General features: G+C 66.7%; 22 protein-coding genes. 9 read left to right on the top strand and 13 right to left on the bottom strand.

Annotated features, from left to right (window positions below):
- Nucleotides 1-200: 200 nt before the first annotated feature.
- Both rplJ and rplL read left to right on the top strand, forming a co-directional pair.
- Nucleotides 201-716: a 50S ribosomal protein L10 gene (gene rplJ, locus ASE82_RS06650; protein WP_055879768.1), complete on the top strand. Its 516-nt coding sequence runs from the start codon at nucleotides 201-203 to the stop codon at nucleotides 714-716.
- Nucleotides 717-780: 64 nt separating this feature from the next.
- A complete protein-coding gene (gene rplL, locus ASE82_RS06655; RefSeq protein WP_056047577.1) occupies nucleotides 781-1,155 on the top strand; it encodes a 50S ribosomal protein L7/L12 in 375 nt (124 codons plus the stop codon).
- Nucleotides 1,156-1,619: 464 nt separating this feature from the next.
- On the opposite strand, the gene ASE82_RS18850 is transcribed toward rplL, so the two are convergent.
- Both ASE82_RS18850 and ASE82_RS06665 read right to left on the bottom strand, forming a co-directional pair.
- The gene (locus tag ASE82_RS18850; protein WP_082441352.1) at nucleotides 1,620-3,029 is read right to left on the bottom strand and encodes a hypothetical protein; all 1,410 of its coding nucleotides are present in this window, start codon (nucleotides 3,027-3,029) and stop codon (nucleotides 1,620-1,622) included.
- Between the two features lie 285 nt (nucleotides 3,030-3,314).
- Nucleotides 3,315-4,586: a Xaa-Pro dipeptidase gene (locus ASE82_RS06665; RefSeq protein WP_056060531.1), complete on the bottom strand. Its 1,272-nt coding sequence runs from the start codon at nucleotides 4,584-4,586 to the stop codon at nucleotides 3,315-3,317.
- A gap of 132 nt (nucleotides 4,587-4,718) precedes the next feature.
- On the opposite strand from ASE82_RS06665, the gene ASE82_RS06670 reads away from it, so the two are divergent.
- The 3 genes from ASE82_RS06670 (at nucleotide 4,719) to ASE82_RS06680 (ending at nucleotide 7,759) form a co-directional block, all read left to right on the top strand.
- Nucleotides 4,719-7,100 carry a hypothetical protein gene (locus ASE82_RS06670; protein ID WP_235524607.1) on the top strand — a complete coding sequence of 794 codons (2,382 nt, stop codon included), beginning with the start codon at nucleotides 4,719-4,721 and terminating at the stop codon, nucleotides 7,098-7,100.
- An 88-nt stretch (nucleotides 7,101-7,188) separates the two neighbouring features.
- Complete coding sequence (locus ASE82_RS06675) at nucleotides 7,189-7,419, top strand: hypothetical protein (RefSeq protein WP_056047557.1); 231 nt, start codon at nucleotides 7,189-7,191, stop codon at nucleotides 7,417-7,419.
- 52 nt (nucleotides 7,420-7,471) lie between these two features.
- Nucleotides 7,472-7,759: a hypothetical protein gene (locus tag ASE82_RS06680; protein WP_056060539.1), complete on the top strand. Its 288-nt coding sequence runs from the start codon at nucleotides 7,472-7,474 to the stop codon at nucleotides 7,757-7,759.
- Nucleotides 7,760-7,875: 116 nt separating this feature from the next.
- On the opposite strand, the gene zwf is transcribed toward ASE82_RS06680, so the two are convergent.
- From zwf to ASE82_RS06700, 4 genes are all read right to left on the bottom strand, one after another.
- A complete protein-coding gene (gene zwf / locus ASE82_RS06685) occupies nucleotides 7,876-9,375 on the bottom strand; it encodes a glucose-6-phosphate dehydrogenase (protein ID WP_235524608.1) in 1,500 nt (499 codons plus the stop codon).
- A gap of 83 nt (nucleotides 9,376-9,458) precedes the next feature.
- The gene (locus ASE82_RS06690; RefSeq protein ID WP_056060544.1) at nucleotides 9,459-11,012 is read right to left on the bottom strand and encodes a cation:proton antiporter; all 1,554 of its coding nucleotides are present in this window, start codon (nucleotides 11,010-11,012) and stop codon (nucleotides 9,459-9,461) included.
- A gap of 238 nt (nucleotides 11,013-11,250) precedes the next feature.
- On the bottom strand, nucleotides 11,251-12,036 hold the full coding sequence (locus tag ASE82_RS06695) for a SapC family protein (RefSeq protein WP_056060547.1): 786 nt from the start codon (nucleotides 12,034-12,036) through the stop codon (nucleotides 11,251-11,253).
- A 262-nt stretch (nucleotides 12,037-12,298) separates the two neighbouring features.
- Nucleotides 12,299-13,699: an FAD-binding oxidoreductase gene (locus ASE82_RS06700; RefSeq protein WP_082441354.1), complete on the bottom strand. Its 1,401-nt coding sequence runs from the start codon at nucleotides 13,697-13,699 to the stop codon at nucleotides 12,299-12,301.
- A gap of 232 nt (nucleotides 13,700-13,931) precedes the next feature.
- Here ASE82_RS06700 and ASE82_RS06705 point away from each other — a divergent pair, with 232 nt between their 5' ends.
- The 3 genes from ASE82_RS06705 (at nucleotide 13,932) to ASE82_RS06715 (ending at nucleotide 16,904) form a co-directional block, all read left to right on the top strand.
- On the top strand, nucleotides 13,932-14,303 hold the full coding sequence (locus tag ASE82_RS06705) for a hypothetical protein (RefSeq protein ID WP_056060552.1): 372 nt from the start codon (nucleotides 13,932-13,934) through the stop codon (nucleotides 14,301-14,303).
- A gap of 376 nt (nucleotides 14,304-14,679) precedes the next feature.
- Nucleotides 14,680-16,380 carry a DEAD/DEAH box helicase gene (locus ASE82_RS06710; RefSeq protein ID WP_056060555.1) on the top strand — a complete coding sequence of 567 codons (1,701 nt, stop codon included), beginning with the start codon at nucleotides 14,680-14,682 and terminating at the stop codon, nucleotides 16,378-16,380.
- The gene (locus ASE82_RS06715) at nucleotides 16,380-16,904 is read left to right on the top strand and encodes a thioredoxin family protein (protein WP_156348802.1); all 525 of its coding nucleotides are present in this window, start codon (nucleotides 16,380-16,382) and stop codon (nucleotides 16,902-16,904) included. The genes ASE82_RS06710 and ASE82_RS06715 overlap by 1 nt, the downstream gene beginning before the upstream one ends.
- A gap of 550 nt (nucleotides 16,905-17,454) precedes the next feature.
- On the opposite strand, the gene ASE82_RS06720 is transcribed toward ASE82_RS06715, so the two are convergent.
- The 7 genes from ASE82_RS06720 to ASE82_RS06750 form a co-directional block, all read right to left on the bottom strand.
- On the bottom strand, nucleotides 17,455-18,114 hold the full coding sequence (locus ASE82_RS06720; RefSeq protein ID WP_082441356.1) for a glutathione S-transferase family protein: 660 nt from the start codon (nucleotides 18,112-18,114) through the stop codon (nucleotides 17,455-17,457).
- A gap of 163 nt (nucleotides 18,115-18,277) precedes the next feature.
- The gene (locus ASE82_RS06725; protein ID WP_056060558.1) at nucleotides 18,278-19,147 is read right to left on the bottom strand and encodes a dienelactone hydrolase family protein; all 870 of its coding nucleotides are present in this window, start codon (nucleotides 19,145-19,147) and stop codon (nucleotides 18,278-18,280) included.
- Nucleotides 19,148-19,181: 34 nt separating this feature from the next.
- The gene (locus ASE82_RS06730; protein ID WP_056060562.1) at nucleotides 19,182-20,246 is read right to left on the bottom strand and encodes an MBL fold metallo-hydrolase; all 1,065 of its coding nucleotides are present in this window, start codon (nucleotides 20,244-20,246) and stop codon (nucleotides 19,182-19,184) included.
- A 450-nt stretch (nucleotides 20,247-20,696) separates the two neighbouring features.
- The gene (locus ASE82_RS06735) at nucleotides 20,697-21,374 is read right to left on the bottom strand and encodes a DUF1013 domain-containing protein (RefSeq protein WP_055873545.1); all 678 of its coding nucleotides are present in this window, start codon (nucleotides 21,372-21,374) and stop codon (nucleotides 20,697-20,699) included.
- Nucleotides 21,375-21,473: 99 nt separating this feature from the next.
- Entirely contained in the window at nucleotides 21,474-22,496 is a 1,023-nt protein-coding gene (locus tag ASE82_RS06740) for a glycosyltransferase family 4 protein (RefSeq protein WP_056060565.1), read from the bottom strand.
- A 161-nt stretch (nucleotides 22,497-22,657) separates the two neighbouring features.
- Nucleotides 22,658-23,542: a UDP-2,3-diacylglucosamine diphosphatase gene (locus ASE82_RS06745; RefSeq protein WP_056060568.1), complete on the bottom strand. Its 885-nt coding sequence runs from the start codon at nucleotides 23,540-23,542 to the stop codon at nucleotides 22,658-22,660.
- A 350-nt stretch (nucleotides 23,543-23,892) separates the two neighbouring features.
- Nucleotides 23,893-24,873 (bottom strand): NAD(P)H-quinone oxidoreductase, encoded by a 981-nt coding sequence (locus ASE82_RS06750; protein ID WP_056060571.1) that lies wholly within the window; start codon nucleotides 24,871-24,873, stop codon nucleotides 23,893-23,895.
- Between the two features lie 123 nt (nucleotides 24,874-24,996).
- Here ASE82_RS06750 and ASE82_RS06755 point away from each other — a divergent pair, with 123 nt between their 5' ends.
- The gene (locus tag ASE82_RS06755; protein WP_056060574.1) at nucleotides 24,997-25,191 is read left to right on the top strand and encodes a DUF1192 domain-containing protein; all 195 of its coding nucleotides are present in this window, start codon (nucleotides 24,997-24,999) and stop codon (nucleotides 25,189-25,191) included.
- Nucleotides 25,192-25,254: the final 63 nt, after the last annotated feature.

Here is a 25,254-nt window from a genome sequence, read left to right on the forward strand (position 1 = left end):
CCGAGACAGTGGGTGCACGGGGTTTGCCGGTGCTTAATCTCCCACCTAGACGGGGAATGAGATTTTGTCGGCCCATCTGCGCGCCGCCCCTCTCCCATGCCCCATCGACGAGACACCCCGGAAGCGCGGGTTTGTCTGCGCCTCCGGTTAGTAACCGGGTCCACTGCGCAAGCGGTGAATCCGAAAACGTGGAGAATGGCATGGATCGTGATCAAAAGACCGCGGCCGTAGCCGAGCTGAACCGCACCTTTTCCGAGGTCGGCGTCGTCGTTGTCACGCGCAACCTCGGCCTGACCGTCGCACAGTCCACTGTGCTGCGGAACAAGATGCGCGACGCCGGCGCGACCTACAAGGTCTCGAAGAACAAGCTTGCCAAGATCGCAATGGACGGCACCGACTACAGCTCGCTGGGCGACATGCTCACGGGTCCGGTCGGTCTGGCCAGCTCCATCGATCCCGTCGCGGCCGCCAAGGTGGTCGTGGAATTCGCGAAGACGAACGACAAGTTCGAAATCGTGGGTGGGGCGATGGGCGCGACGACCCTCGACGTCGACGGTGTGAAGGCGCTCGCAACGCTGCCCTCGCTGGACGAACTGCGTGCCAAGATCGTTGGCCTCATCGTGGCACCTGCCACGAAGCTGGCAACGATCACGCAGGCTCCGGCAGCGCAGCTCGCGCGCGTGCTTTCCGCCTACGCGGAGAAGGAAGCCGCCTGATCTTGCAGGCCTTTCGTTACCTTTTTGAACTGATGGGGCACGAGCCCCGAGATGGAGATTTATCATGGCAGACCTGAACGCGCTCGTTGAGAGCCTGAGCGAACTGACCGTTCTCGAAGCAGCTGAGCTTTCGAAGCTGCTCGAAGAGAAGTGGGGCGTTTCGGCCGCAGCAGCGGTCGCAGCACCGGCAGCAGGCGGCGGCGCAGCTGCTCCTGCAGCAGAAGAGCAGACCGAATTCGACGTCATCCTGACCGGCGACGGTGGCAAGAAGATCAACGTCATCAAGGAAGTCCGTGCGATCACCGCGCTCGGCCTGACCGAAGCCAAGACGCTGGTCGAGTCGGCTCCCAAGGCCGTCAAGGAAGGCGTGTCGAAGGACGAAGCCGCCAAGATCAAGGCTCAGCTCGAAGCAGCTGGCGCGACCGTCGAGGTCAAGTAAGCCGCAGCGGGAGAGACGCTTCAGCCACGCTGAAGCGCACTCCCCGCAAGGCCGGCCGGCGGCATCTATGCCGACCGACGAAGCAGGGGCTTTGCCCCTGCTGGCCGCAGCTAAGAAAAAGGGCGGCCCCAGCGATGGGGTCGCCCTTTTTTGTTGTGCGGGAATATCGCGTTGTTCATTCCAGCAGGGCTCGCTTCACGCCGGTTCCGATGCGCATCCAAGGTTCCGCAACCAGTCGCGCGCGTAGTGATGGGCGTCGGACCAAAGCAGTCAGCCTTCTGCGGCATAGCTGCGCTGTCCAGCCTCTGCCGCAACCGCGGCATTGTTCTCCCGCGAAGGCGGGAGGCCAGTCTGGGTCCCCGCCTTCGCGGGGAAACAAGCTTTACGTGTACGCCCGGGTGTTACCGCTCGAAGCAAGGACATGACCGGGTGTCGAAGGTCAGCACGCCGCGCGAGCCCCTCACCTACCGATCGAACGTCACCGCATGCGGCCGCGCGGCAACCGTCGTGTACATCCGTGCAGGCGCATCGAGCCAGAACGGCGCCAGCTTCGCTGAGTCCACGCGCTCGATGCCGACCACCCATGCGCGCGCCGTCTGCGCCTCGTCGCCAGCCGTCACGTACAGGATATTGGTCGCGACGACGGGGACGAACATCGGCCGGTTGGCGGCGGTCATTGTCCGGATCGCCTCTCGCGCGATCGCCGTTACGGTACGGATCGTCCGCGTTTCGCCCGGCGCCAGCGCGAACGGCGGGGCGACGGGCCGCATAACGGGCGCCGCGTTGAACTGCGCAAGGTCCTGATCCTGATCGGCGTGCGCGGTAAGCAACGCGACGCCGGTGCGGATCGCTTCGGCCGATGCGGTGCCCGTGTTGGTCACGACGAGTTCGCACTCGACGGTTGCGCTCAGCAGATTGAGACCGGCGCGCAGCGGGCGCAGTTCGCAGGTCAGCCGGGCACGCGCGGCGACTGGCGGCGTGGGCGGCGCCTTGCCCCTAGGCTCGAGAAATTTGGGCGCGGCCATTGGCACGGCAGCCACGGGTGCGACCGCAGATGCTGTGGCAGGGGTGACGGCCGCCGGGGTTTCGGCCGGTTCGGAGACGACCGGCCTGGGGGCGACTGGCTGGGGAACAATAGGCTGGGCAACGACCGGCTTCGCGGCAACGGGCGGCGGAGTCGGCTCGACATAGGCTTCGGGTTCGACGCTCTCGTACCGGTGACTGCGCGGCTTGCGGCGGAGCGCCCACAGCGCGCCGAGCACCACGACAATCGCCGTCAGCGAAAGCCATAGTGGCATCGCGCTGTCCTTTTCCGGCGTCGAGAGGGTGGATTCCGGGGTTGGGGTTGGGGCTGGCGTCGTTGCCGGCACAGACGCGGTGGGCTGCGGCGCCACTTCGGTGGCCGGGGCCTGGGCTGGAGGAGACTGGGGAGCAGGCTCCGGCGTCTGGGCTGCAACGGGTGACGGTTCGGTCGATGTCGTTGCAAGCGTTGGTTCTGCCGCTGACGCGCGCTGTCGGGTCGTGGGTTCCGGTGCCGCATGGGTGGCTGACCGTTCGCGCGCCGGCGCTTCGGTCGTCGGGCGATCCACCCCTTCGCGTTTCGTGGTCGCGCGATCCGTGGCGGGCTTTGCCGCAGCGCTCGAGCGGGGAGTACGACGGGGGGCGGGCGTGGTGTTCGGCAGGACGATCGTCGGCGCGGCGGGCACTGGGATGGCGGTGGCGTCGGGGTTCGCCTGCGTGCCGGGAGTCTGCAGGCGCTCCAGGCCACGCACGGGTGCGGCCGGCTCGGTTTGCGCGGCCGACGGGGTCGCGGTGGCGGCCAGGACGGTCATGGTGGCGAGCAGGGCGGCCAGCGCCCCGCGGTCGGTCGTCATCGTCGAAATCCCCTGCGCGCGGTCGTCGCGGCGTTGTGGGCGGGGGAGGCTGAACGTGACCCGACGGCAACCCGTGATGCGACGAGCTGCTTCTGGGTAGCGGTGAAACGTTGGTGGCGTATGAGCGGCCGGGCGTCGGTTGACTACACTCCTCCCTTGCCAGTGGCGGGCGTCGCCGCAGGTATCGGAAAGAGCGGACACGGAGCAGGGCGCTTCCCTTACCTCCCCCTCCGCCTGGCAAGTGCCAGCCACCCCCCCCTTGCGGGGGAGGATCAGTAGGCTGGCTTACTTGGGTGCGACGACTACTGCGCCGCCCTTCATCACGAAGACGGGGTGTTCCAACTGGCGGACGTCGGCGAGCGGATCGCCGTCGACTGCAACGAGATCGCCGAAACGGCCGGGCTGGATCGCACCGACGTCTGCAGTTCTGGCCAACGCGATCGCCGCGCTGGAAGTGGCAGCCTGGATCGCCTCCATCGGCGTCATTCCCCATTCGACCATCTTGGCGAACTGGAGCGCGTTGTTGCCGTTGGGGTAGACGCCCCCGTCGGTGCCGAACAGCATCTTCACCCCGGCGGCGTGCGCCGCGCGGAAGGTCTGGCGCTGCTTGAGGCCGACCTGGCGTTCCTTCTCCAGGCTTTCGGGGAAGACGCCGTTCTTGGCACCTTCGGCGAGGATATAGTCGTCGTCGTAGATATCCATGTCGAACCACGCCCCGCTCGCCTTGGCCAACTTGAACGATTCGGCATCGGCGAGGCTGGCGTGTTCGATCGTGTCGACGCCTGCGCGCAGGGCGTCGTTGATCCCTTCCGCACCGTGCGCGTGGACCGCGACCTTCAACCCAAGCATATGCGCTTCCTCGACGATCGCCTTGATCTCGGGGAGGCTGATCTGTTGCGCGCCGACGGCGTCGGTCTTCGAGAGGACGCCGCCGGTCATGCAGACCTTGACCACCTCTGCGCCGTATTTGCGGATCGTCCGCACCGCGCCGCGGAACTCGTCGGGCGTGTTGGCGATCTGCGGGTGCGGGACTTGGATAGAGGGCGGGAACTCGGTCGCGTCGCAGTGGCCGCCGGTCGCGCCGAGCGCGTAGGTGGCGGGGACGATGCGTGGGCCGGGAACATAGCCGCGCTCGATCCCCTGCTTCAGCGCGACGTCGTCATAATTGGCCGAGCCGACGTTGCGGACGGTGGTGAAGCCCGCATCGAGCGTCTTCCGCGCATTCGCCACGCCGACGACGGTCCAGAAATTGTCGGTGAATTCGAGCTGACGATAGCCGCTGAGCGTCGGATCGCTGGTCAGATGGACGTGCATGTCGATTAGGCCCGGAAGCAACGTGCGCTCCCCCAGATCGACGCGTTCGGCACCGGCGGGCACCGCGTCGCCCTTGCGGCCCACTGCGGTGATGCGGCCATCGACGATCGTCACCTGCGGGTTGTCGACTCGCTTGCCGGCAAGGACGTCGATCATGTGCGCTGCGGTGACGACGACCGTCTTCGCGTCGGCATTGGCGGCGGTCGTCGCGAGTAGCGTCGCGATGAGAATGCGCGCGATCATGTAGGTCCCCTTCCCCGTGTTGCGCGCTGTGTGCGGTACCGCGGGCGATCGAGCAAGTGCCGCGTCTTGCCCTATTATCGACACCGGTACAGGCCATCTGTGATGCTTCCGACGACGAGATCGCCCGTGATGATGCTTCGATGTCTTCCGTTCTGCGCGCTGGCTGCTGCGCTGGTGCCCTTGGCTGCGCGCGCTGATCCGGCACCGTTCGACCTGACCGGGCCCAGCCTGCGCGTCGGGGTGACGCATGGGACGACGACGTTGCCGATCGCGCAGGTGCCGAGGCTCGCGACCGGCGACCGCGTGTCGATCGCGGCGGAGCTGGCCGTCGGCAAGAAGGACGACGGCGCGCGCTACCTGCTGGTCGCGGCGTTCCTGCGCGGCGCGACCGAGCCGCCGCCGAAGTCGTGGTTCTTCAAGGCCGAGACGTGGAAGGCGAAGAGGAACGCGCTGGCGTTGACGGTACCGGAGGGCGCGCGGCAACTGGTGGTGTTCCTGGTGCCGGAGAGCGGCGGGTTCGACGCTGTTGTGTCGGCGGTGCGCAAGCAGCCGGGGGCGTTCGTGCGCGCGGTGCAGGATCTCGACCAGGCGTCGCTGGATCGGGCGCGGCTCGATGCGTTTCTCGACGGGATCCATGCGCTGGAGCGGACGCGGCCGGAGCGGATCGAGGCGGTCTCGCCATTGTTGTCGCGGAGCCTGGCGATCAAGCTGAAGGCGGAGTGCCTCGATCTCGCGGCGGACCTGCAAGCGTCCTGCCTGACGCAAAGCCGCGATTCGCTGGTGCTGGCGGATGGGCAGAGTTCGACGCTGGCGGATACCTTGGTAGGTGCGCCAACCGATCTGGCGCTGCAACTGAGCGCGACGCCGGAGGGCGGGCTTGGCTATTACAGCCCGTATATCGGCGTGGTGCGCGATCTGGCGAAGATCTTCGGCGCGTTCCAGACGACGCAGTTCCGGTATATTCCGGCACTGGCGCGGGCGCATGACGATCGGCTGGCGCTGTTGCTGAACGCGGCGCCGTCGTTTGCCAGCCCGAAGTCGGTGATGGTCGTCGCGATGCCGGTGATCGAAACGGGTGCGCCGCAGACGCCGACGATGCGGCGCGCGGAGGCGGACCGGCTGGTCTGTGCGGCCAAGCCCGATCTGGTGCTGCCGGTCGAGGGCGCACCGCTGATCTATGCGACCAAGTTCGCGCACGACATGAGCTTGCGGGTGACGACGCCGCAGGGTGGCGTGGTCGAGCTGCCGGTGCAGGCGGATGCGGAACGCGGCGGCTATGTGCTCGACCAGGTCGGGATGCAGACCGCGGGGTTGAGCAGCGTGACCGATGCGACGTTGCACGGCCGCTGGGGCTTCACGCCGCTCGATGGGCCACGGTTCCGGTTGCAGGTGCCACGCGCCGGTGGATGGCAGATGGTCGATACCGATCCCGAGAGTCTCGTGGTCGGGCGCGACAATGCGGTCTCGCTGGCGGGGCCGACGCCGAGTTGCGTGGAGTCGGTGACATTGGTCGGTGCTGCGGGCGACGTGCCGCTCGCGTGGACGTCGACCGGCGAGCGCATCGGGCTGACCTTGCCGTTGGCTAAGGCTGCGCCGGGAAAATTGTCGCTGCTCGTCAAGCAATACGGGGTCGAGGCGCCGGACAAGATCGCGTTGACCGCACTCGCAGAGGCAGGGCGGATCGATGGTCTGACGCTGTATGCCGGCGATGCGTCCGGGACGTTGAGTGGGACGCGGCTCGATCTGGTGGCGTCGATGACGATCGACGGGGTCGCGTTCAAGCCGAGTGACGTCGTGCGGGCCGACAAGGCGGATCGGCTGGCGCTGGCGGCGGGTACGGTACCGACGTTCGCGGCAGGCCAGGCGAAGACGGCGCTCGTGACGCTGACCGATGGACGGAAGCGGTCGGTGAAGTTCACCGTCGCGGCGGCGCGGCCCAGGGCGACGCTGATCGCGAAGAGCGTGGTGGCGCCCCCCTCCCCCGGGCTTCCCGTCCTGCTGGCCGGCGATACGGCGATCGCGCAGGATGCCCGCCTGACCTTCTCGCTGCGTGCGGAGGGAACACGATTTTCTGCGGGCGACAGTGTCGAGATCGCGACGGCAGATGGCGCGATGACGACCAATGTCACGTCGGGGCGCGGGCTGACGGTGCAGGACGACCGGATCGCTGTGGTGTCGGTGGAGCCGGGCAAGGCGCTCGGGGTTTCCGCGCATGGGCCGCTCAAATGGCGACTGGTACAAGGCGGCGTTGCGGGGGATTGGGTCCCGCTCACGGCGTTGGTGCGGACGCCGACGTTGGCGGGGGTGGCGTGCAAGGAGACCTGTACGCTGACCGGGAGCGACCTGTTCCTGATCGAGTCGATTGCGGCGAATGCTGGGTTTGCCGACGCGGTTCGCGTGCCGGACGGGTTCACCGGCGCTTCGCTCGCGGTGCCGAAGCCGGTCGGCGGGACGCTGTTCCTGCGGCTGCGGGACGATCCGGGCGTGACGGCGTCGATCGCGGTCGGTTCTTAGCGTTTCCCGCTTGGTACGCGATCAGTAGTCACCATCGCTGGCCGGTTTGCGGTGGCGGCGGGCGGGCGATTGTCGCTATGGGGCGCGGATGACCGCATCGGATCTCCAGAGCCTGTTCGTCACCAACCTCGTCCGGTACAATAGCGGCGACCGGCGACGGTGGCGGCTGATCGTCGGCGACGTGAAGGTCTACAGCCTCGCGACGCACGCGCATTGCAACTGGGCGGTGACGCCGTCGGGAAGCGCGAGCGAGGTCGACGCGGTCGAGCGGCTGGCGGACCGGCTGCGCGAGGATCACCCCATCATTACCGCCGGCTGACGGCGTCTCAAATACCCCGGCTGACGGCTTTTTATCTACGCAGGAGCATCACATGGCGAAGCAATATTGGGCGCAGATCATCGAACTCGATGAGGAAATGACCGCCGCGACGATTCCCGGCGCGACCGATCACGAGGATGCGGCGGATTCGCTGGTGGCGGATTTCGTCGGCGCGATGGGCGGCGAGATCACCGAGGGCGCGGTGCGCGTCTGGGTGCAGGGCGGGGTCGAGAAGGTCTATGACTGGAAAGCCGACTTCACGATGCCCGACATGGACGACATGGGTGACGAGGACGAGATGGAGGTCGAGGGCGAGATCGAGCTGACCGAGCGGATTTGACCCTGCTCCCCTCCCTGAAAGGGAGGGGTTGGGGGTGGGTCGGCCTGTTGGCGGACGTCGTGCGTCCAAGCGGCCTACCCACCCCCCTGCCCCTCCCTTTCAGGGAGGGGTGAAAGTCAGGGGACCGTCTGCCCCGCCGGCGCGAGTTCGTGCCACGTGTGGTCGTCGTGCGCCAGGAGCGCGTCCGCAGCGGCTGGGCCTAGCGTCCCGGCCTCGTACGGCTCAGGCATCCCGGCGTCATGCGCCCAGAGGTCGAGGAACGGCTGTACCGCGGCCCAGCCCGCCTCGATCGCATCCGCCCGTTGGAACAGCGTCTGGTCGCCGACGAACAGGTCGTAGATCAGCGACTCGTAGCCGGTCAGGTGACCGATATCGAATTCGTCGGCATACCGGAAATCGAGCGCGATCGGTGCGGTCGCCACGTCGAGGCCGGGGCGCTTGATGTTGATGTCCATGCTCAGACCCTCGTCGGGCTGGATCTGGATGATCAGGCGGTTGGGCGGCAGCATGTCGGCGGCGGCTCCGGGGAACGATGCGAACGGCACCGGCTTGAAGGTGATCGCGATCTCGGTATCGCGACACGTCATCGCCTTGCCGGTGCGTAGGTAGAACGGCACGCCTGCCCAGCGCCATGTGTCGACCATCAGCTTCAGCGCGACGTAGGTTTCGGTCCGGCTGTCTGGCGCGACGTCGGGCGAGGCGGCGTAGGCGGGAACATCCACGCCCTTCACTTTTCCCGCGGTATACTGGCCGCGGACCCCGTTGCGCTTCGCCTTGCCGGGCGAATAGACGCGGACGGCTTTGAGGACCTTGCCCTTTTCGTTGCGGATCGCCTCGGCATCGAAGCTCGCGGGCGGCTCCATCGCGACCATCGCGAGCAGCTGGAACAGGTGGTTGGGGACCATGTCGCGCAGCGCGCCGGTGCCGTCGTAGAACTTGCCGCGGGTGCCGACGTCGACCGTCTCGGCGGCGGTGATCTGGACGTGCGCGATGCAATCCGAATTCCAGACGCGCTCGATCATCATGTTCGCGAACCGCGCGGTCATGATGTTCTGGACGGTTTCCTTGCCGAGGAAATGGTCGATCCGGTAGATTTGCGCCTCGGACACGCGGGCGAGGATGCGTGCGTTGAGATCGCGGGCGGAGGCGAGGTCGTGGCCGAACGGCTTTTCGATCGCGATCCGGCGGAAGGCATGCGGCGCTTCCGCCATCAGACCGTGGTCGGCGAGCTTGTCGACGATCGTGCCGAAGAACTTCGCGGGCACCGCGAAGTAGAACGCGACGTTGCCGTTCACCCGGGCCTTGAGTTGCTCGAAGACGTCGTCCTTGGTGAAATCGCCCTGGAGATAGCCGACTCGGTCCTTGAGCCGCGCCCATGCGTCGCCCTTCTCGCCATCGCCCTCGCCGCCCTTCGCATCGAACGTGCCAAGCGCCTCGCGCAACGACTGGTCGTTTCCTTCGTCGATGCCGACGCCGAGCACATGGAAATCATTCCCGACCAGCCCGAGCCGGGTCATGTTGATCAATGCCGGCATTAACAAGCGGCGGGTCAGGTCACCGAAGGCACCGAAGATCACGAGCGTCGTCGGCGGTGCGGGCTTCACGGACTTGCTCACGAATTCGCCTCTGGCATGCATCGACCCTTTCTGCGGTGGTTCCTTCAAACCGCATAGCGTGTGCCGATGTTCCCCGCACGCCCTCAGGTCGCCGTGAGGATGTTGTCCCCGAACGCACGCGCGTCGACCTCCGCCCAGTCGAGTTCTTCCTGCAGGCGGCGATAGACGTCCTCGGCTACCTCGCCCTTGTCGCGCATCTCGTGGAGCACGACACGCTGGCAGGCGATCATTTCCAAGTGGAGTTCGTCGAATTCGGAGGTCGCCTGCGGATCGTCCGCTTCGGCGGTGACCTTGCCCGCCGCGCCATAACGGAACCTCAATGCATCCGCCGCCGCGCCCTCACGCGCCGGCAGTACCGCGAGGCCTGCATCGATCAGTCGCTTGCGCGCGGGGGCGATCTCGTCGGCAAGACCCGTGTCTGCGCCGAGATCGAGACGGCGGATCAATGGGCCGAGCGTCAGCCCCTGCAGCACCAGCGTGCCGATCACAACGCCGAACGCAGCGAGCACGATCAGGTCGCGGCCCGGCACCGACCGCGGCAGCGCGAACGCGGTCGCGAGCGTCAGCAGGCCACGCATGCCCGACCAAGACAGGATGATCGACGCATTCCAGGGGGGCGGCTTGGGCAGCCAGGACGGTGCGTAGCGGTTGGCGATGACGCCCTCGACGAACCGTACGAAGAACACCCACGCGATACGCGTCACGAGCACGGTCGCCAGCACCGCGGCGGCGAACCCGATCGCTGGCCAGCGCTCGGCGGCGGGCAGGCCGACAAGCACGTCGCGCGATTGCAGCCCCATCAGCGCGAACGCGATGATGTTGAGGACGAGCACCGCCGCCGACCATACCGCCGCGCCCTGCAAACGGTCGCGCGCAGGCTGGCCGATCGGGCGGCGCTGCGACACGATCATCCCGAACGTGACGACCGCGAGTACCGGCGAGATATGCAGCCGCTCGGCGAGCAGCCAGATCCCGAACGTCACCGCGAAATCGGCTAGGCTCGCGCCTAGCGTCCGCGCAAACAGGGGCGTCACGCGGAGGTACAGCCATGAGGCGATGACGCCGAGGACGATCCCGCCCGGCACCGCGGCGGCCAGCGTGAGCGGCGTTACCGGCGTGTCGGAATGCGTCGCGAACGCCACCGCGAGCCCGAACAACAGCAACGCCGTAGCGTCGTTTAGGAGGCTCTCGCCCTGGAGCAACAACAGGCCGCGGCGGGGGATGCCGACCTCGCCTAGCACGGCTTCCGAGGCGGCGGCGTCGGGCGGTGCGACGATCGCTCCCAAGGCGAACGCGGCGGCGAGCGGCAGCCCACCTAGCGTCACGCCGACCAGTGCGACCGCTGCAGCAGTGACTAGTACCGCGAACACGGCAAGGCTCAGCAGCGGGAACCAGTGTCGCCGCAAGGCGCGCGGGCTCGTGTGGTATGCGGCGTGGAGCAGCGCGGGTGCTATGAACAAGGCCAGCGCCAGATGCGGCTCGACCGTGATCTTCGGGGCGAATGGCAACGCCGCAAAGGCGATCCCGGCCACCGCCAGCAAGGTCGGGTACGGCACGTTCAGCTTGCGCGCCAGGACCAGCAGGACCAGTGCGGCGAGCAGGATGACGTCGAGACTTTCGAATAATTCCACGGGCACGCAACGGGTGGGAGGAGAGGACGGGCCCGCCGCATTGCGCAGGCCAAAAAAAACCACCCCGTGCGTGTTGCACGGAGTGGCCTAGGTTCAGGGAGGAGGGACGCTAGAAGCGTCCCGTACGGCGCCGCGAAAGGGGGGGACACGATGCCGTACAGGATCTAAATGGGTGAGCGCCGTTTTGGTTCAACCCCTGCTGCACCGCACCCCAAATAATTTTCGCGGCCTGCCGGTTTCGCTATCAGACGTTGAACTGCGCAGGGGCCGGCATCTGCTGCTGCGGGGTCATGCCGAGCTGCGCCTGGCGCGCGAAGATGTCGCGCATCAACGACAGCGAGAACAGGTGTGCGTACAGCAGCGGGAGCATGCCCGACTTGCTCATCTTGCGCAGCGCGTCGCCGCGCAGGTCGATCAGCTTTTCCTCGTTGATCATCTGGAAGCCGCGATAGACGAACGGCTGCTCGGCGCCGTCGGGCTGGATCGTGACTTCGCCGTCCATCAGCAGTTCGAGTTCGCGCAGCTCGTTCATGAAGTTCTGCGTGCGTGCGCCGGCCTGTTCGAACGACTCGTTGAAGCCGAGGATGTTCTTGGTCAGCTCGGTCGGCTGGCCGTTCTCGAACAGCGCATCGCCGTCCTCGAAATCGCCGATCGCCTGCGAGGTCGGGTCGAAGCAGAGCGACAGCTCCTGCGCATCGGGATGCAGCCGCGCGAGCATGTACGGGTAGCGGCGGACGTATGCCGGCACGTAGAACGTGTTCTCGGTCAACTTGCCGTCTTCGCCGACGAACACGTTGACGCCCTCGTTCAAGCCCATCAGCGCGAGCGGGATCGCGTCGTCACCGACCGAGAAGACGATCGGCATGTGACGCTGGACCAGCGGAAACTCGTCGACGGTGATCGGGATCGCATGCTGGCCGACCAGGAACGGCGCGCTGTCCTGCGGGCGGACCTTGTAGTTGGCATGCGTGTCGCTCGAAAGCGGCTCGAGGCCATTGTAGAAAAGCGGAAGCTGGGCGGTGCTGGCCATGTTACTCTCCGGATCGGTCGGTCGAAATGCCGGTGGCTCATGCCACCGATTGGGGCGAGGCTCTATGGTGCGCCGGGCGGGCGTGCAAGTGTGACAAGCTTGCCGGGTGGTGGGACGCGACTGCCAACCCCTGCAATCCTCCCCCGCCAGGGGGAGGTGGCTGGCACTTGCCAGACGGAGGGGGAGGAAAGCGAAACCCCTGTCCCGTGCCCTCCCCCTCCGTCACCTTCGGCGACACCTCCCCCTGGCGGGGGAGGATCATTCAGACGAGCTTGCCGGGGTTCAGGATGCCGAGCGGATCGAGCGCGGACTTGATCGCGCGCAGAGCGGTCATCCGTGCGGGCGACGACAGGCGTTCGAGTTCGTCGCGCTTCATCTGGCCGATGCCGTGCTCCGCCGAGATCGAGCCACCGGCCGCAACGACGAGGTCGCCGACGAAGCGGGTGACGACCGGCGCGTCCTCGGCATACCAGTGCGCGGGGTCGGTGCCGGGGGCGGCGCGGACGTGGAAATGGACGTTGCCGTCGCCGAGATGGCCGAAGCCGCTCGCATGCGTGCCGGGGAAACGCGCGTCGCACGCCGCGGCCGCCTCGATCATGAAGCGCGGCATCGTCTCGACGGGAATCGAGATGTCGTGCTGCGTTGCGGGGCCGAGCGCGCGTTCGGCGGCGGAGAGCGAGTCACGGAGCAGCCAGAATGCGGTGGACTGGGCTTCGCTAGTGGCGATCGTCGCGTCTTCGATCGCGCCGTCTTCGAGGGCTTTGCCGAGCAGGCGTTCGAGTAGCGCAGACGGAGACTCGCCTTCGGTGGTGGACGAGGTCGCCTCGATCAGGAGGTGCCAGGGGTGGCGGCCGGCAAGCGGGGCACGGGCGTTCGGGAGGTGCGCGGTGGCGGCGTCGAGCGACTCGGCGGGGAGAATCTCGAAGCTCTCGATCGCGTCGGTCTTTGCCTGCATCGTCCGCAGGAGTTTCAGCGCGGCCTGCGGCGAGCCGATGCCGACCCACGCCGTGCCGCGCGCTGCGATTGCGGGGGCGAGGCGAAGCGTGGCGGCGGTGACGATCGCCAGCGTGCCCTCCGCCCCGATGAAGAGCTGGTCGAGGTCGTAGCCGCGGTTGTCCTTCTTGAGCGCGGACAGGCCGTCGTAGATGCTGCCATCGGCGAGCACCGCCTCGACGCCCGCGACGAGGCCGCGCATCGTGCCGAACTTGAGCACCTGCGTGCCACCGGCGTTGGTCGAGACGAGGCCGCCGATCGTCGCCGTCCCGCGCGCGCCGAGCGTCAGCGGGAAACGCCACCCCTGCCCTTGCGCGGCGCCGTCTAGGTCGGCGAGGATTACGCCGGCCTCAGCGATGGCGAGCCCGGCGTCGGCATCAAGGCTGCGGATGCGGTTCAGGCGACGCAGCGACAGAATCAGCGCACTGCCGTCGGCGGGGGCGGTCGCGCCGCCGACCATTGAGGTGTTGCCGCCTTGCGCGACCAGCGGCACGCGGTGCTTGGCGGCCGCCGCGACGATCAGCGCGACCTCGGCGGTCGAGGTCGGCGCGAGCATTGCGGGCGCGGCGCCGTGGAAGCGGCCGCGCCAATCGTGCAGCCAGGGATCGATATCGGCGGGGTCGGTGACGATCGCCTTCGCGTCGAGATGCGAGGAGAGCGATTCGAGCATTGGCGCCTGCGAAGGCGTCAGGATTGCTGACTGAATTTCGGCCATGTAGGCGGCGCTAGACAAAATTCATCGCGCGTTCAACGATAGGCGCTAACGATTACGTCAGCATGATCCAGACACCATGATTCACCCCGCGATACCCGCCACCCTGCTCGCGCTCGCGGGTCCCTTTGCTGTGGCATTGCGCGATGTACCGTCACCCGGGCAGTCTTCGGGATTCGAGCTTGATGGCATGCAGATCGCGCAGGTCTCGATCCACGAGCGGATCATCATCCGCGTGCCCCGGATGAGCCGAGCCCCCGTTCGTACCTACGCGCCGCCGACCGAGTGGAAGGAGCATAAGGGCCCCAAATGCATCGCGGTCGACGAGATCGCCGGTGCGATGCTCAACAAGGACGGCGCGGTCGACCTGGTGATGGACGACACGACGCGGTTGCGCGCGCGGCTCGACGGGGACTGCAAGCCGCTAGATTATTATTCGGGGTTTTACTTGAGGCCGGGCCCGGACGGGATGATCTGCAAGGACCGCGATGCGATCCGGATGCGTTCGGGTGCACGCTGCGAGATCGAAGGGTTCAAGAGCTTGCGGGCGAAGAAGAAGTAGGGCGGTCGCTTCGGCGCGCAACTCACTGCCTGTTCGCCCCATCCTATCAAAGTTCGATAAGCGCCAGCATCCGACAAGCACCTCCCCGGCGAAGGCCGGGGTCCAGTTGGGTGACGTCCGCCAACTCTGCGTTGCCGTTCGTTACTGCGACCTTTTCAACTGGGTCCCGGCCTCCGCCGGGGTGGTGCATCTGGTGGATAGATGCACCAGCACGTCGTTCAGAGTATGCGGACGCCACGGGTGATTGGTATTTTCCTGCCCAAGACCCCCTCCCCACCCTCCATTCACCGCGTTTCCTTGACATTTGTCGCCAAATCGGCGAGCGCCGGAACGCTTGAGGGCAGTGCATTTCACCCTCCATTTACCGGACATTTGCATGAGTTTTGCCGATCTCGGCCTCTCCGACGAACTGCTCAAGGCAGTCACCGACTCCGGCTATACCGAGCCGACCCCGATCCAGGCCGGTGCGATCCCGTCCGTGCTGATGATGCGCGACATCATCGGCATCGCCCAGACGGGCACCGGCAAGACCGCGTCGTTCGTGCTGCCGATGATCGACATTCTCGCGCACGGGCGCAGCCGCGCGCGGATGCCGCGTTCGCTGATCCTCGAGCCGACGCGCGAACTCGCTGCACAGGTGGCGGAGAATTTCGAGAAATACGGCGTCAACTCGAACCTCTCCATGGCACTGCTGATCGGTGGGGTGTCGATGGGCGACCAGCTCGCCGCGCTGGAAAAGGGCGTCGACGTCCTGATCGCGACGCCGGGCCGGCTGATGGACCTGTTCGGGCGCGGCAAGATCATGCTCAACGGCTGTTCGCTGCTGGTGATCGACGAGGCGGACCGGATGCTCGACATGGGCTTCATCCCCGACATCGAGGAAATCTGCACCAAGCTGCCGAAGCAGCGCCAGACGTTGCTGTTCTCGGCGACGATGCCACCGCCGATCAAGAAGCTGGCGGACAAGTTCCTGACCAATCCCAAGACGATCGAGGTATCGCGCCCGGCGTCGACCAACCTCAACATCAAGCAGTATCTGGTGCCGGTGCCGAGCCAGACCGCCAAGCGCGATACGCTGCGCCGCATTCTCGCGCAGGAAGAGGTGACCAACGCGATCATCTTCTGCAACCGCAAGACGACGGTGCGCGACCTCAACAAGGTGCTGAAGCAGGCGGGCTACAAGTCGGGCGAGATCCACGGCGACATGGAACAGCCGCAGCGGCTGGCCGAGCTCGAGCTGTTCAAGACCGGCGCGGTGACGATCCTGGTCGCCTCGGACGTCGCGGCGCGCGGGCTCGACATCAAGGGCGTCTCGACGGTGTTCAACTATGACGCGCCTTGGCATCCGGACGACTATGTCCACCGGATCGGTCGGACGGGTCGCGCCGGGGCGACGGGGACGGCGTACACGTTCGTTGCGCCGGATGATGCCGAGAACATCGTCAATATCGAAAAGCTTACCGGGCAGACGATCGAACGGCTGAAGGTTGCCGAGCCCAAGGCGGCACCGGTTGCCGTCGAAGCCGACGAGGAAGCTCCGCGTCGCGATCGGTCGCGGAACCGTCGTAGCGGGCGTTCGGAGGATGTCGCGCCGGTTGCTGCTGCGGACGCTGGCCGCGAGCGGTCGCGGACGCGTCGCGTTCCGCGCGAAGACACGGTCGCACCGGCGGTCATCGCCGAGGTGTTGGCTGCGGTCGAGCCAGTGGTGGCGAAGCGGCCGCGCTGGGAGCGGACGCCGATCGACGAGCCCGTGCCTGCGGTCAAGCCGCGCGTGGCGGAGCCGGCACGGGTCGAACCCGTGTATGTCGAACCCGCGTATGTCGAACCCGCGTATGTCGAACCGGTTCGCACAGCGCCTGTTCGGTCTGAGCCGGTGCAGGCGGAGCCGGTGCGGTCGGAACCGGTTCGCTCGCAAGCTGTTCGTTCGGAAGTGGCAAAAGTCGAACCCCCACGGACGGAGCGCATTCCTGCGGATCCAACCGGTGGTCGCCGCCAACCGGTCGCCGATACGCCGGCGGATGGCTGGAACGGGCCATTCCCGAGCTTCCTGAATGCCGTGATCGGAGGATATGAATGATGTCGTTGCGCCGTCTCGCCGCGCTTGCCTTGCTCGCAACTGCCGTGGCCGCCCCCGCCGCGCCACGCGCGAAAGTCGTGGCGCCGCACGTCAACACGACGAGCTTCGACAAGCTGCCGCAGCCCTTGCCGCTGCCTTACAACGAGTCGGCGAACGCCAATGCGCAGGTTGCGGCGGCACGTGCGCGCGCACTGAAGACGCACAAGCGGCTGCTGATCGACCTCGGTGGCAACTGGTGTCTCGATTGCCGTCTGCTGGCGGGAACGATCGACCTGCCCGAGATGAAGCGCTTCGTGGACAGCAAGTTCGTGGTGGTGACGGTCGACATCGGCCGCTTCGACAAGAACGGGCAGATTGCAGCGGGCTACGGGATCAAGGGCCGCCTCAAGGGTGTGCCCGCGGTGCTGGTGGTCGATCCGCGGACCAACAAGCTGTTGAATGCAGGGCATGAGACCGAACTGGCGGATGCCCGGTCGATGGGGCCGCAGGCGTTGGCCGACTGGTTGGCGAAGTGGGCGGCCTGATCGGAATTTGAGAGTCGGCGTGCGCTGATTGACGCCTGGCGACTGACGCCGAGATCCTTGGCTGATCTGGGTCGTGGTGGGCGTTGCCTCGCCGAGGCCGACTCGATTAGGTTTCGATCGACGATCGACGATCGGTGCCATGTCGTGAGGGAGTGGTTCCTGCCTGGCAGAACCGGCGTCTATAGACGGTATTAGCTGGCCGGTAGCCTTCTGGGCGCGGCGGCGGTCACGTGGTCCGGGCCGCAAGCGTGTTTCCCCGCGAAGGCGGGGACCTAGTCTGGGCTCCCGCCTTCGCGGGAGAACAAGGGGCGGTAGCGATGCTGTTGGTCCGCAGGTACGGGGCCTGTCGGATCATGGCCGGGCCAATCCCGGGTGGTGGAACGAGTTTGCAACCTTCGAACACGCAATACGCAATACGCAATACGCAATCGGTTCTGCCAGGAATCCAATTGCAACACGCCCTGTGCGGGCCAATAGCAGCGTCATCCTGACGAAAGTCAGGACCCAGGATACCAAAAGTTAGCGCCTGTGGCTCTGGATCCTGACTTCGTCAGGATGACGGGTTGAGTGGCTGGTCGCACGCCGTCGGCCGACCCTGGGCTGCAGCAGCGATCAGGGCGTCGTCCAGATCTCCAGCCCGCTTGTACGCCGGACGCTCGATCAAACGAGCGGCATAGTCGGCGAAGGTCGGGCGCTTGGGCAGCCAGCCGAACTGCATGCCCCAGATCACTTGCGATCCGACATAGACGTCGGCGGCGGTAACGCGGTCGCCAGCGATGTACGGGTGCGCGGCAACTGCCTGTTCGAGAACGTCGATGACGCGGTCGAGGCTGCCATAACCGATCATCCGCTGTTGCGCGGCGTCCGGCACTACACCAAGCGCGCGGTTACCAACGGCCGCTTCGACGGGGCCGGCAGCGTAGAACAGCCAGCGGTAATAGTCGGCGCGCTCTTCCTCGCGTGGGGCGAGCGCAGCATCCGGGAATGCTTCGGCGAGATAGGCGCAGATCGCAGCGCATTCTGTGATGGTCTTGCCGTTGTGGACCAGCGCGGGGACCTTGGCCATCGGGTTGATCGCGCGATACGCCTCGGCCTTCATCGATTTGTCGTAGTCGAGGACGACCGTCTCGTACTCGGCGCCGACCTCTTCGAGCATCCAGCGCGCGATGCGACCGCGCGACATCGGGTTGGTGTACAGGGTCAGGGCCACGCGACTCTCCTTGAGAACGGATCGTGAACGATGGTCTCATGGAGAGGGGGTGCGGTCAAGGCCGTGCAGAAATGTTTCCCCGCGAAGGCGGGGATCCAGACTGGGCTCCCGCCTTCGCGGGAGTACAAGGATAAGGGGCGCCGTACAGTGGAGCCCCCTCACCTCACACCAACGCCTTGTCGAACAGCGCGAGCATGCGGGCCCAGGCCTTGTCCGCCTGGACAGGATTGTAGACCTTCGAGTCGGGCGGGCACCAACCGTGCATGGTGCCGGCGTACACCTCGATCTCGGCTGGGAGTTTCGCGGCGGCAAACGCGGTGCGGAGCGTGTCCTTCTCGGTCGGCGACCGCGCGTCGTCGTTGGCGGCGATCGCGATGAGGTATTGCGCCTTCATCTGCGGGATCAGGAGGTGTGGGCTGTCGGGCTTGTCGGTGACGAAGCCGCCGCCGTGGAAGGTCGCGCCTGCGCGGATGCGGTTCGCCACGGCTGCAGCGGTGCGCATGACCATCGGGCCGCCCATGCAATAGCCGGTGGTGGCCATGCCGCGCTTGCGATCGACCTGCGGTTGCGCGTCGAGGAAGGCGGTGAAGGCTTTCGCGTCGCGAACCGTCCCTTCGGACGTGAGGGCTTCGCGGAATGGGGCGATGCGGCTTTTGACTTCGGGTTGGTCGTAGGATTCGCCGGGCTTCAGGAATGGCGCCTTGGTCGAGCGGTAGAACTGGTTGACGACGAGTACCGCGTAGCCGGATTGCGCTAGGCGGTCGGCCATCTGGCGGAAGGCGGGGCGCAGGCCCATAATGTCGGGCCAGACCAGCACGCCGGGGTGCTTGCCGGTCGCGGGCGCGACGAAATAGGCGTCGGCCTTGCCGTCGGGCGTCGCGATCGAAACGTCGCGGCCCTTGATGACGGCGGCGTTCGCTGGCGCGGGCAACAACATCGTCAGGCCCATCGCGCCGGTCATCACGCCGAACTGGCGGCGCGAGACGCCGGCCAGATAGGCTTCGTTATCGTCTGCGGTATGCTCGTCGCACATGGGCCTATCCTCTTGAATTTGGCCGCATGCTAACTCAGGCCGCGCGCCACCACCATACGCCATCTTGCGTGTCGCGGGTCGTGCGGCCCTCGACTTCGAGGCGGCGGAGATGCGCGAGTGCCTCGCCGGTCGCCATGCCGAGCACGTCCTGCCCGATCGCGCGGCGGAACAGGCGGCCGAAACAGTCGACCGCGCGGCGGGGCTCGGCGAGGAAGACGGCGAGTTCGTCGAGTCGCTCGCGGTGTTCGCGGTCCATTGCATCGAGGCGGGTGTGGAGGCCGGTGAACGGGTCGCCGTGGCCCGGGAGGACGAGCAGGTCGGCGGGCAGCGTCTTGAGCTTGGCGATCGAGGCGAACCATTCGCCCAGCGGATCGGCGCCCGGTTCGGTGATGCCGAGCGAGACGTTGGGGCTGATGCGAGGGAGGACCTGGTCGCCGGCGATGAGGATGCCGCCGGCTTCGTCGTACAGGCACGCGTGTTCGGGGGAGTGGCCGGAGCCGGTGACGATCCGCCAGTCGCGCGTGCCGATGGTGAGCGTGTCGCCGTCTTCGATGCGGGTATAGCTGAGCGGCAGCGGCGTGATGATCTTGCGGAAGCCGGCCCAGCCCTTGGCGGTGGCGTGGTCGATCTGTTCTGGGGCCCAGCCTGCGCCGCGCCAGAAGGCGAGCATTTCGTGCGGGACGGAGTCGCGGGCGTCGGCAGCGAGCATGCGCGCGGTGAGCCATTCGGCTCGGGTCATGATCAGGGGGGCGGCGTGGTGGTCGCACATCCAGCCGGCGAGGCCGATATGGTCCGGGTGGAAGTGGGTGCCGATCACTTTCGTGATGGGGGTGTTGGCTTTGGGGCCGTTGAAGATGGCTTTCCAGGCGTCGCGCGCGGCCGCGGTGTTCATGCCGGTGTCGACCAGCGCTTTGCCGTCGGTGTCGGTGAGGAGCCAGCAGTTTACGTGGCGTAATGGGCCAGGGATGTGGAGGCGGACCCAGTCTATGCCGGGGGCGACCTGCATCGTTTCGCCCGATGCGGGCTCCGCGCCGCCGAAGGGGTAGGTCAGGCCCTTGTGGCTGGTGGGCGCGAAATCTGTGTCGGGTGCGGTTGCCATCCGTTGCAGTTAGCAACTGGATGTGGCGGGAGATAGTGCTGCTTGGCGGCCGACGGCTCTCTCGATCCTCCCCCGCTAGGGGAAGGTGGCACCGCAGGTGACGGAGGGGAGGAGACAGGACGGACGTTTCGCATGCCTCCCCCTCCGTCTGGCAAGTGCCAGCCACCTCCCCCTGGCGGGGGAGGATTAGGTTGGGTTTGGGTGAATTTGCCCGCGCTCCGTCACTCCGAACTGGTTCGGATCCTATCCGGTTGAAGCGGGGGAAGCTTGTTTCCCCGCGAAGGCGGGGACCCAGACTGGGCTCCCGCCTTCGCGGGAGAACATGGAGGCGCGGACTGTTCGACATCACGGCCGCCGCCTTGTGCGTCCGCTAATCTCGCTAGCCGTATCGTATGAGGAGGGCGCGAGCCCACCCCCTGCCCCCTCCCGCTTGCGGGAGTGGAAGTGCGGTCAGCGCTTGAAGGGGTCGTCGAAGAGCGGCTTGACGGGCAACACGCCACCGTCTGCCACGAACTGCGCGTCCGCTGCCGCCTGAGTGCGCTCGGCGCGGAGCTGCTGGAGCAACACCTCGCGGTCGCCTTCGAGACGCGTGTCGGTCGGCGCTTCCATGCCGGCTGCCTTGGCTGCCTTCGCCACTGCCGCATCGAGCTCGCGCTGCGACGTCAGGCCCAGGGTAACCGGATCCTTCGGCGTGATGTTGGCGATGTTCCAGTGGCTGCGGTCGCGGATCGCGGCGATCGTCGTGCGGGTGGTGCCGATCAGCAGCGAGATCGCGCCGTCGGTGATCTCCGGGTGATTGCGGATGATCCACGAGATGCCGTCGGGCTTGTCCTGGCGCTTCGAGACCGGCGTGTAGCGCGGGCCCTTGGTGCGGCGGACCTGTTCGGGGCCCTTGATCATCTTGAGCTGGTAATCGGGATCGGCGGCACCCTTGTCGATCTCGTCCTGCGTCACCTCGTGCGCGCGCACGGGATCGCGACCGGTGAGCTTGGTCGAGGTGGTGTCGTCGGCGATCGCCTGGATCTCGAGGATGTGCAGGCCGCAGAAGTCCGCGATCTGCTCGAAGCTGAGCGCGGTATTGTCGACCATCCAGGCGGCGGTCGCGTGGGGCATGAGCGGCTGGGCCACGGCGGGAACTCCGTAAAAATAGAAAGGGCCGCCCCTTTCGGAGCGGCCTGACATGAGAGAGACTTAGTGCGCGCGGGGGCAACAGGCAAGCGAACAAGCTCAGGCGGCCATGAGCTTTCCTTCGAGGGGGACGAGCGCGTGGAGGAACTGGCGGGCGCTGGCGGGCCAGCTGTAGCGTGCGGCATAGGCGGCACAGGTGACGCTGTCGCGGGTGAGCGCGGTGGCGATCGCGATGTCGAGGTCTTCGTGCATCGCGCCGACGCGGTCGTCGACGACGTCGATCGGCCCGGTGACCGGGTAGGCCGCGACGGGTGTTCCGCAGGCCAGAGCTTCGATCATGACGAGGCCGAACGTGTCGGTGCGGCTTGGGAAGACGAGGACGTCTGCTGTGCGATAGGCGGCGGCGAGGTCTAGGCCGGAGCGCTGGCCGAGGAAGACGGCGTTAGGGAAGCGGCGGGCTAACGTTGCGCGAGCGGGGCCGTCACCGACGACGACCTTGGTGCCGGGATGTGCGGAGGACAGGAACGCCTCGATGTTCTTCTCGACCGCGACGCGCCCGACATAGAGGAGGATCGGGCCGGGCAGCGCCGCTATCTCGGGATCGCGCGCGCCGTCGAGGCCGAACTGCGCGAAGTCGACGCCCCTGCCCCATTCACGGACCTGATGCAGGCCCTGGGCCGCGAGCGTTGCCGCGACCGAGGGCGTTGAGACCAGGATCGACTGGGCGGGGCGGTGGAACCAGCGGATGTAGCGCCAGATCCAGTCGGGGTTCGCGCCGGTGCGGGCGGCGATATAGTCGGGGAACTGCGTGTGATACGCGCTGGTGAACGGGAGCGCGCGGGCGAGGCACCAGTTGCGGGCGGCGAGGCAGACCGGCCCTTCGGTCGCGAGGTGGATCGCGTCGGCGCCGAACGCGGCGAGCATGCGACCGACCGCGCCCGAGCGGGCAAAGGCGAGGCGGATTTCGGGGTAGGTCGGGCATGGCATCGAGGCGAAGCGTTCGGGGGAGACTACCAGGACCTCGTGGCCGACGGATTCGAGCTCGCGCTGCACCGACTGGAGAGTGCGGACGACGCCATTGACTTGCGGGCTCCAGGCGTCCGTGACGATTGCGATACGCATCGTGTCTTCTCCGTTTTGCCCCTCTCCCATGGGGAGAGGAAGGGGCCCGGCCGGCACAGCCGGGTGGGAGGGTGAGGGCATTTTTTCACCGACATCGTGGACTTGCCCTCACCCGCGCCGCTGACGCGGCTTGCCCTCTCCCCGTCGGGGAGAGGGTTAAGTCAGGCAGCCATCGATATGACCTTGTCGCGTTCGCGGGCGGCGATTTCGTCGCCCCAGTGGAGAAGCTCCATGCGGCCGTCGAAATGCTCGACCAGCGCCGTGCAGCCCTCGACCCAGTCGCCGTCGTTGTAATAGGCGATCCCGGCGATCTCGCGCATTTCGGCGGTATGGATGTGGCCGCAGACCACACCTTCGACGCCGCGCACGCCGGCCGCGTGCGCGACGACTTCCTCGAAGTGCGAGATGAAGGCGACGGCGTTCTTGACCTTGGCCTTGGCGTGCTTCGACAGCGACCAATAGGGCATGCCCATCCGGCGGCGCGCGCCGTTGACCCAGCGATTGAGGCCCATCAGCATCGTGTAGGCGGCGTCGCCGATGTGCGCGACCCAGCGGTGTGCGAGCGTGATCGCGTCGAACTCGTCGCCGTGGAGGACGAGCAGGCGGCGACCGTCCGCCGTCTCGTGGATCGCGTTGCGACGGATCGAGATGCCGCCCAGGTCGAGCCCCGAATACTGCCGGAACACCTCGTCGTGGTTGCCGGGGATGTAGACGACGCGGGTGCCGCGCTTGGCACGCTTCAGCAGGCGCCAGATCACGTCGTTGTGCGCGGCGGGCCAGTAGAATTTCTTCTTGAGCCGCCAGCCGTCGATCATGTCGCCGACGAGGTACATCGTCTCGCTGTCGACGTGATCGAGGAAGTCGTTGAGCATCCCCGCATTGCACCCGCGCGTGCCGAGATGGACGTCGGAGATCCAGATCGTGCGATACTGTCGGCGCTCGACGACCGGCTCGGGTACGGCGGGCCGGGAGTGAATGAAGTCGGCGATATCGGTGATGTCGGCGCCAACGAAGCTAGATGGCGAAAACGTCGTGATGGCGTTCATGAGCCTGCCCCCGCAAAACTATCCTTGTCGCGAGTATTAGGCGAGTATTGTTACACGGTGGTCGCAGTCCGGTGACTGTTCGAAGTCAGCGGATCTGTCGTGTTTACAGCTGAAACAAGGTCAGCATGTTTCCTCGCGAAGGCGGGGATCCAGACTGGGCTCCCGCCTTCGCGGGAGAACAAGGTTTGTTGGGTAGAGCTTCGAGGCCACCACCCCGGCGGAGGCCGGGGCCCAGTTGGAGAGGTAGCAATAACGAAGCGCACCGCGTCCTTACTGAGCGTCCCCACCTGGACCCCGGCCTCCGCCGGGGTGGTGCAATGCTGCGAGTGGTAGGCGTTTGCCCCTTCCCCTCACTCCATCGTCAGCACGATCTTCCCGACGTGGTCGCCTGCTTCCATCCGCATGTGTGCTGCCGGTGCATCTGCGAAGGCGAACACGCGGTCGATCACGGGCTTCAGCTTGCCGGCCTCGACGTGTGGCCACACCGTCCGTGCGAGTTCGTCCGCGACCAGCGACTTGAACGCCGTATCGCGCGGGCGGAGCGTCGAGCCGGTCAGCGTCAGGCGGCGGCGCATGATCTCGAACAGGGGGACGGTCGCCGTCGCGCCACCCATGACCGCGATCGAGACGTGGCGGCCGTCTTCCGCAAGGCATTGCAGGTTGCGCGGGACGTAGTCGCCACCGACCATGTCGAGCACCGCCGCGACGCCCTTGCCGCCGGTGATCTGCTTCACGCGCTCGACGAAATCCTCCGACTTGTAGTCGATCGCGTGCGTCGCGCCGAGGCTCAGCGCCGCCTCGCACTTCGCCTTCGACCCCGCCGTCACGATGATGTCGATGCCGAAGACGTTGCACAGGCCGATCGCCATCGTGCCGATGCCGCTGGTGCCGCCGTGGACCAAGACGGTGTCGCCTTCCATCGCGTAGGCGCGCTCGAAGAGGTTGGTCCAGACGGTGAAGAGCGTCTCGGGCATCGCCGCCGCCTCGACCATCGTCAGCGCCTCGGGGACGGGCAAGCACTGGCCCAACGGCGCGACCGCATATTCCGCATACGCGCCGCCCGAGATCAGCGCGCAGACGAGCTGGCCGATCTGTTCGTCGCCGACGCCTTCGCCGACTGCGACGATCGTGCCGGAGATTTCCATGCCGAGGATCGAGGGGGCACCCGGCGGGGGCGGATACTTGCCCTGGCGCTGCATCACCTCCGGGCGGTTGACCCCGGCGGCCGCCACCTTGACCAGCACCTCGCCCTGCCCCGGCTTGGGCACGGGACGGTCGACGAGGACCAGCACTTCGGGACCGCCGGGCTGTTCCGGATCGATCGCCTTCATCACTTCAGGTACACGTAAGTTACTGGATTGGTTTTCGGGTATCGCGGTCATTGCTCGTCACGTCCCTTTAGATTTCCGCGCCTTATTGACATCACTCGGGTGCGGGTCAACGTTACAGAAACTATGGAACCGGACGACACCCCCTCCCGTCCCGACGATCTGCTCGACGCGCTCGTGCGACAGGACCTAGATCCGTTGTCGGTCGCAGAGCTCGATGCGCGGATCACCGTGCTGCAGGGCGAGATCGCGCGTTGCCAGCTGAAGAAGGACCGCGCGGTCAGTCACCGCGCCAGCGCCGACGACCTGTTCAGGCGGTGATCGCGCTGCCCGCCTCCACAAGCGTCGCATTTAGGCAGCGCAGGAACGGACGGGGCCGGGTTC

It is taken from the genome of Sphingomonas sp. Leaf230, assembly GCF_001421745.1.
Lineage (GTDB): Bacteria > Pseudomonadota > Alphaproteobacteria > Sphingomonadales > Sphingomonadaceae > Sphingomonas.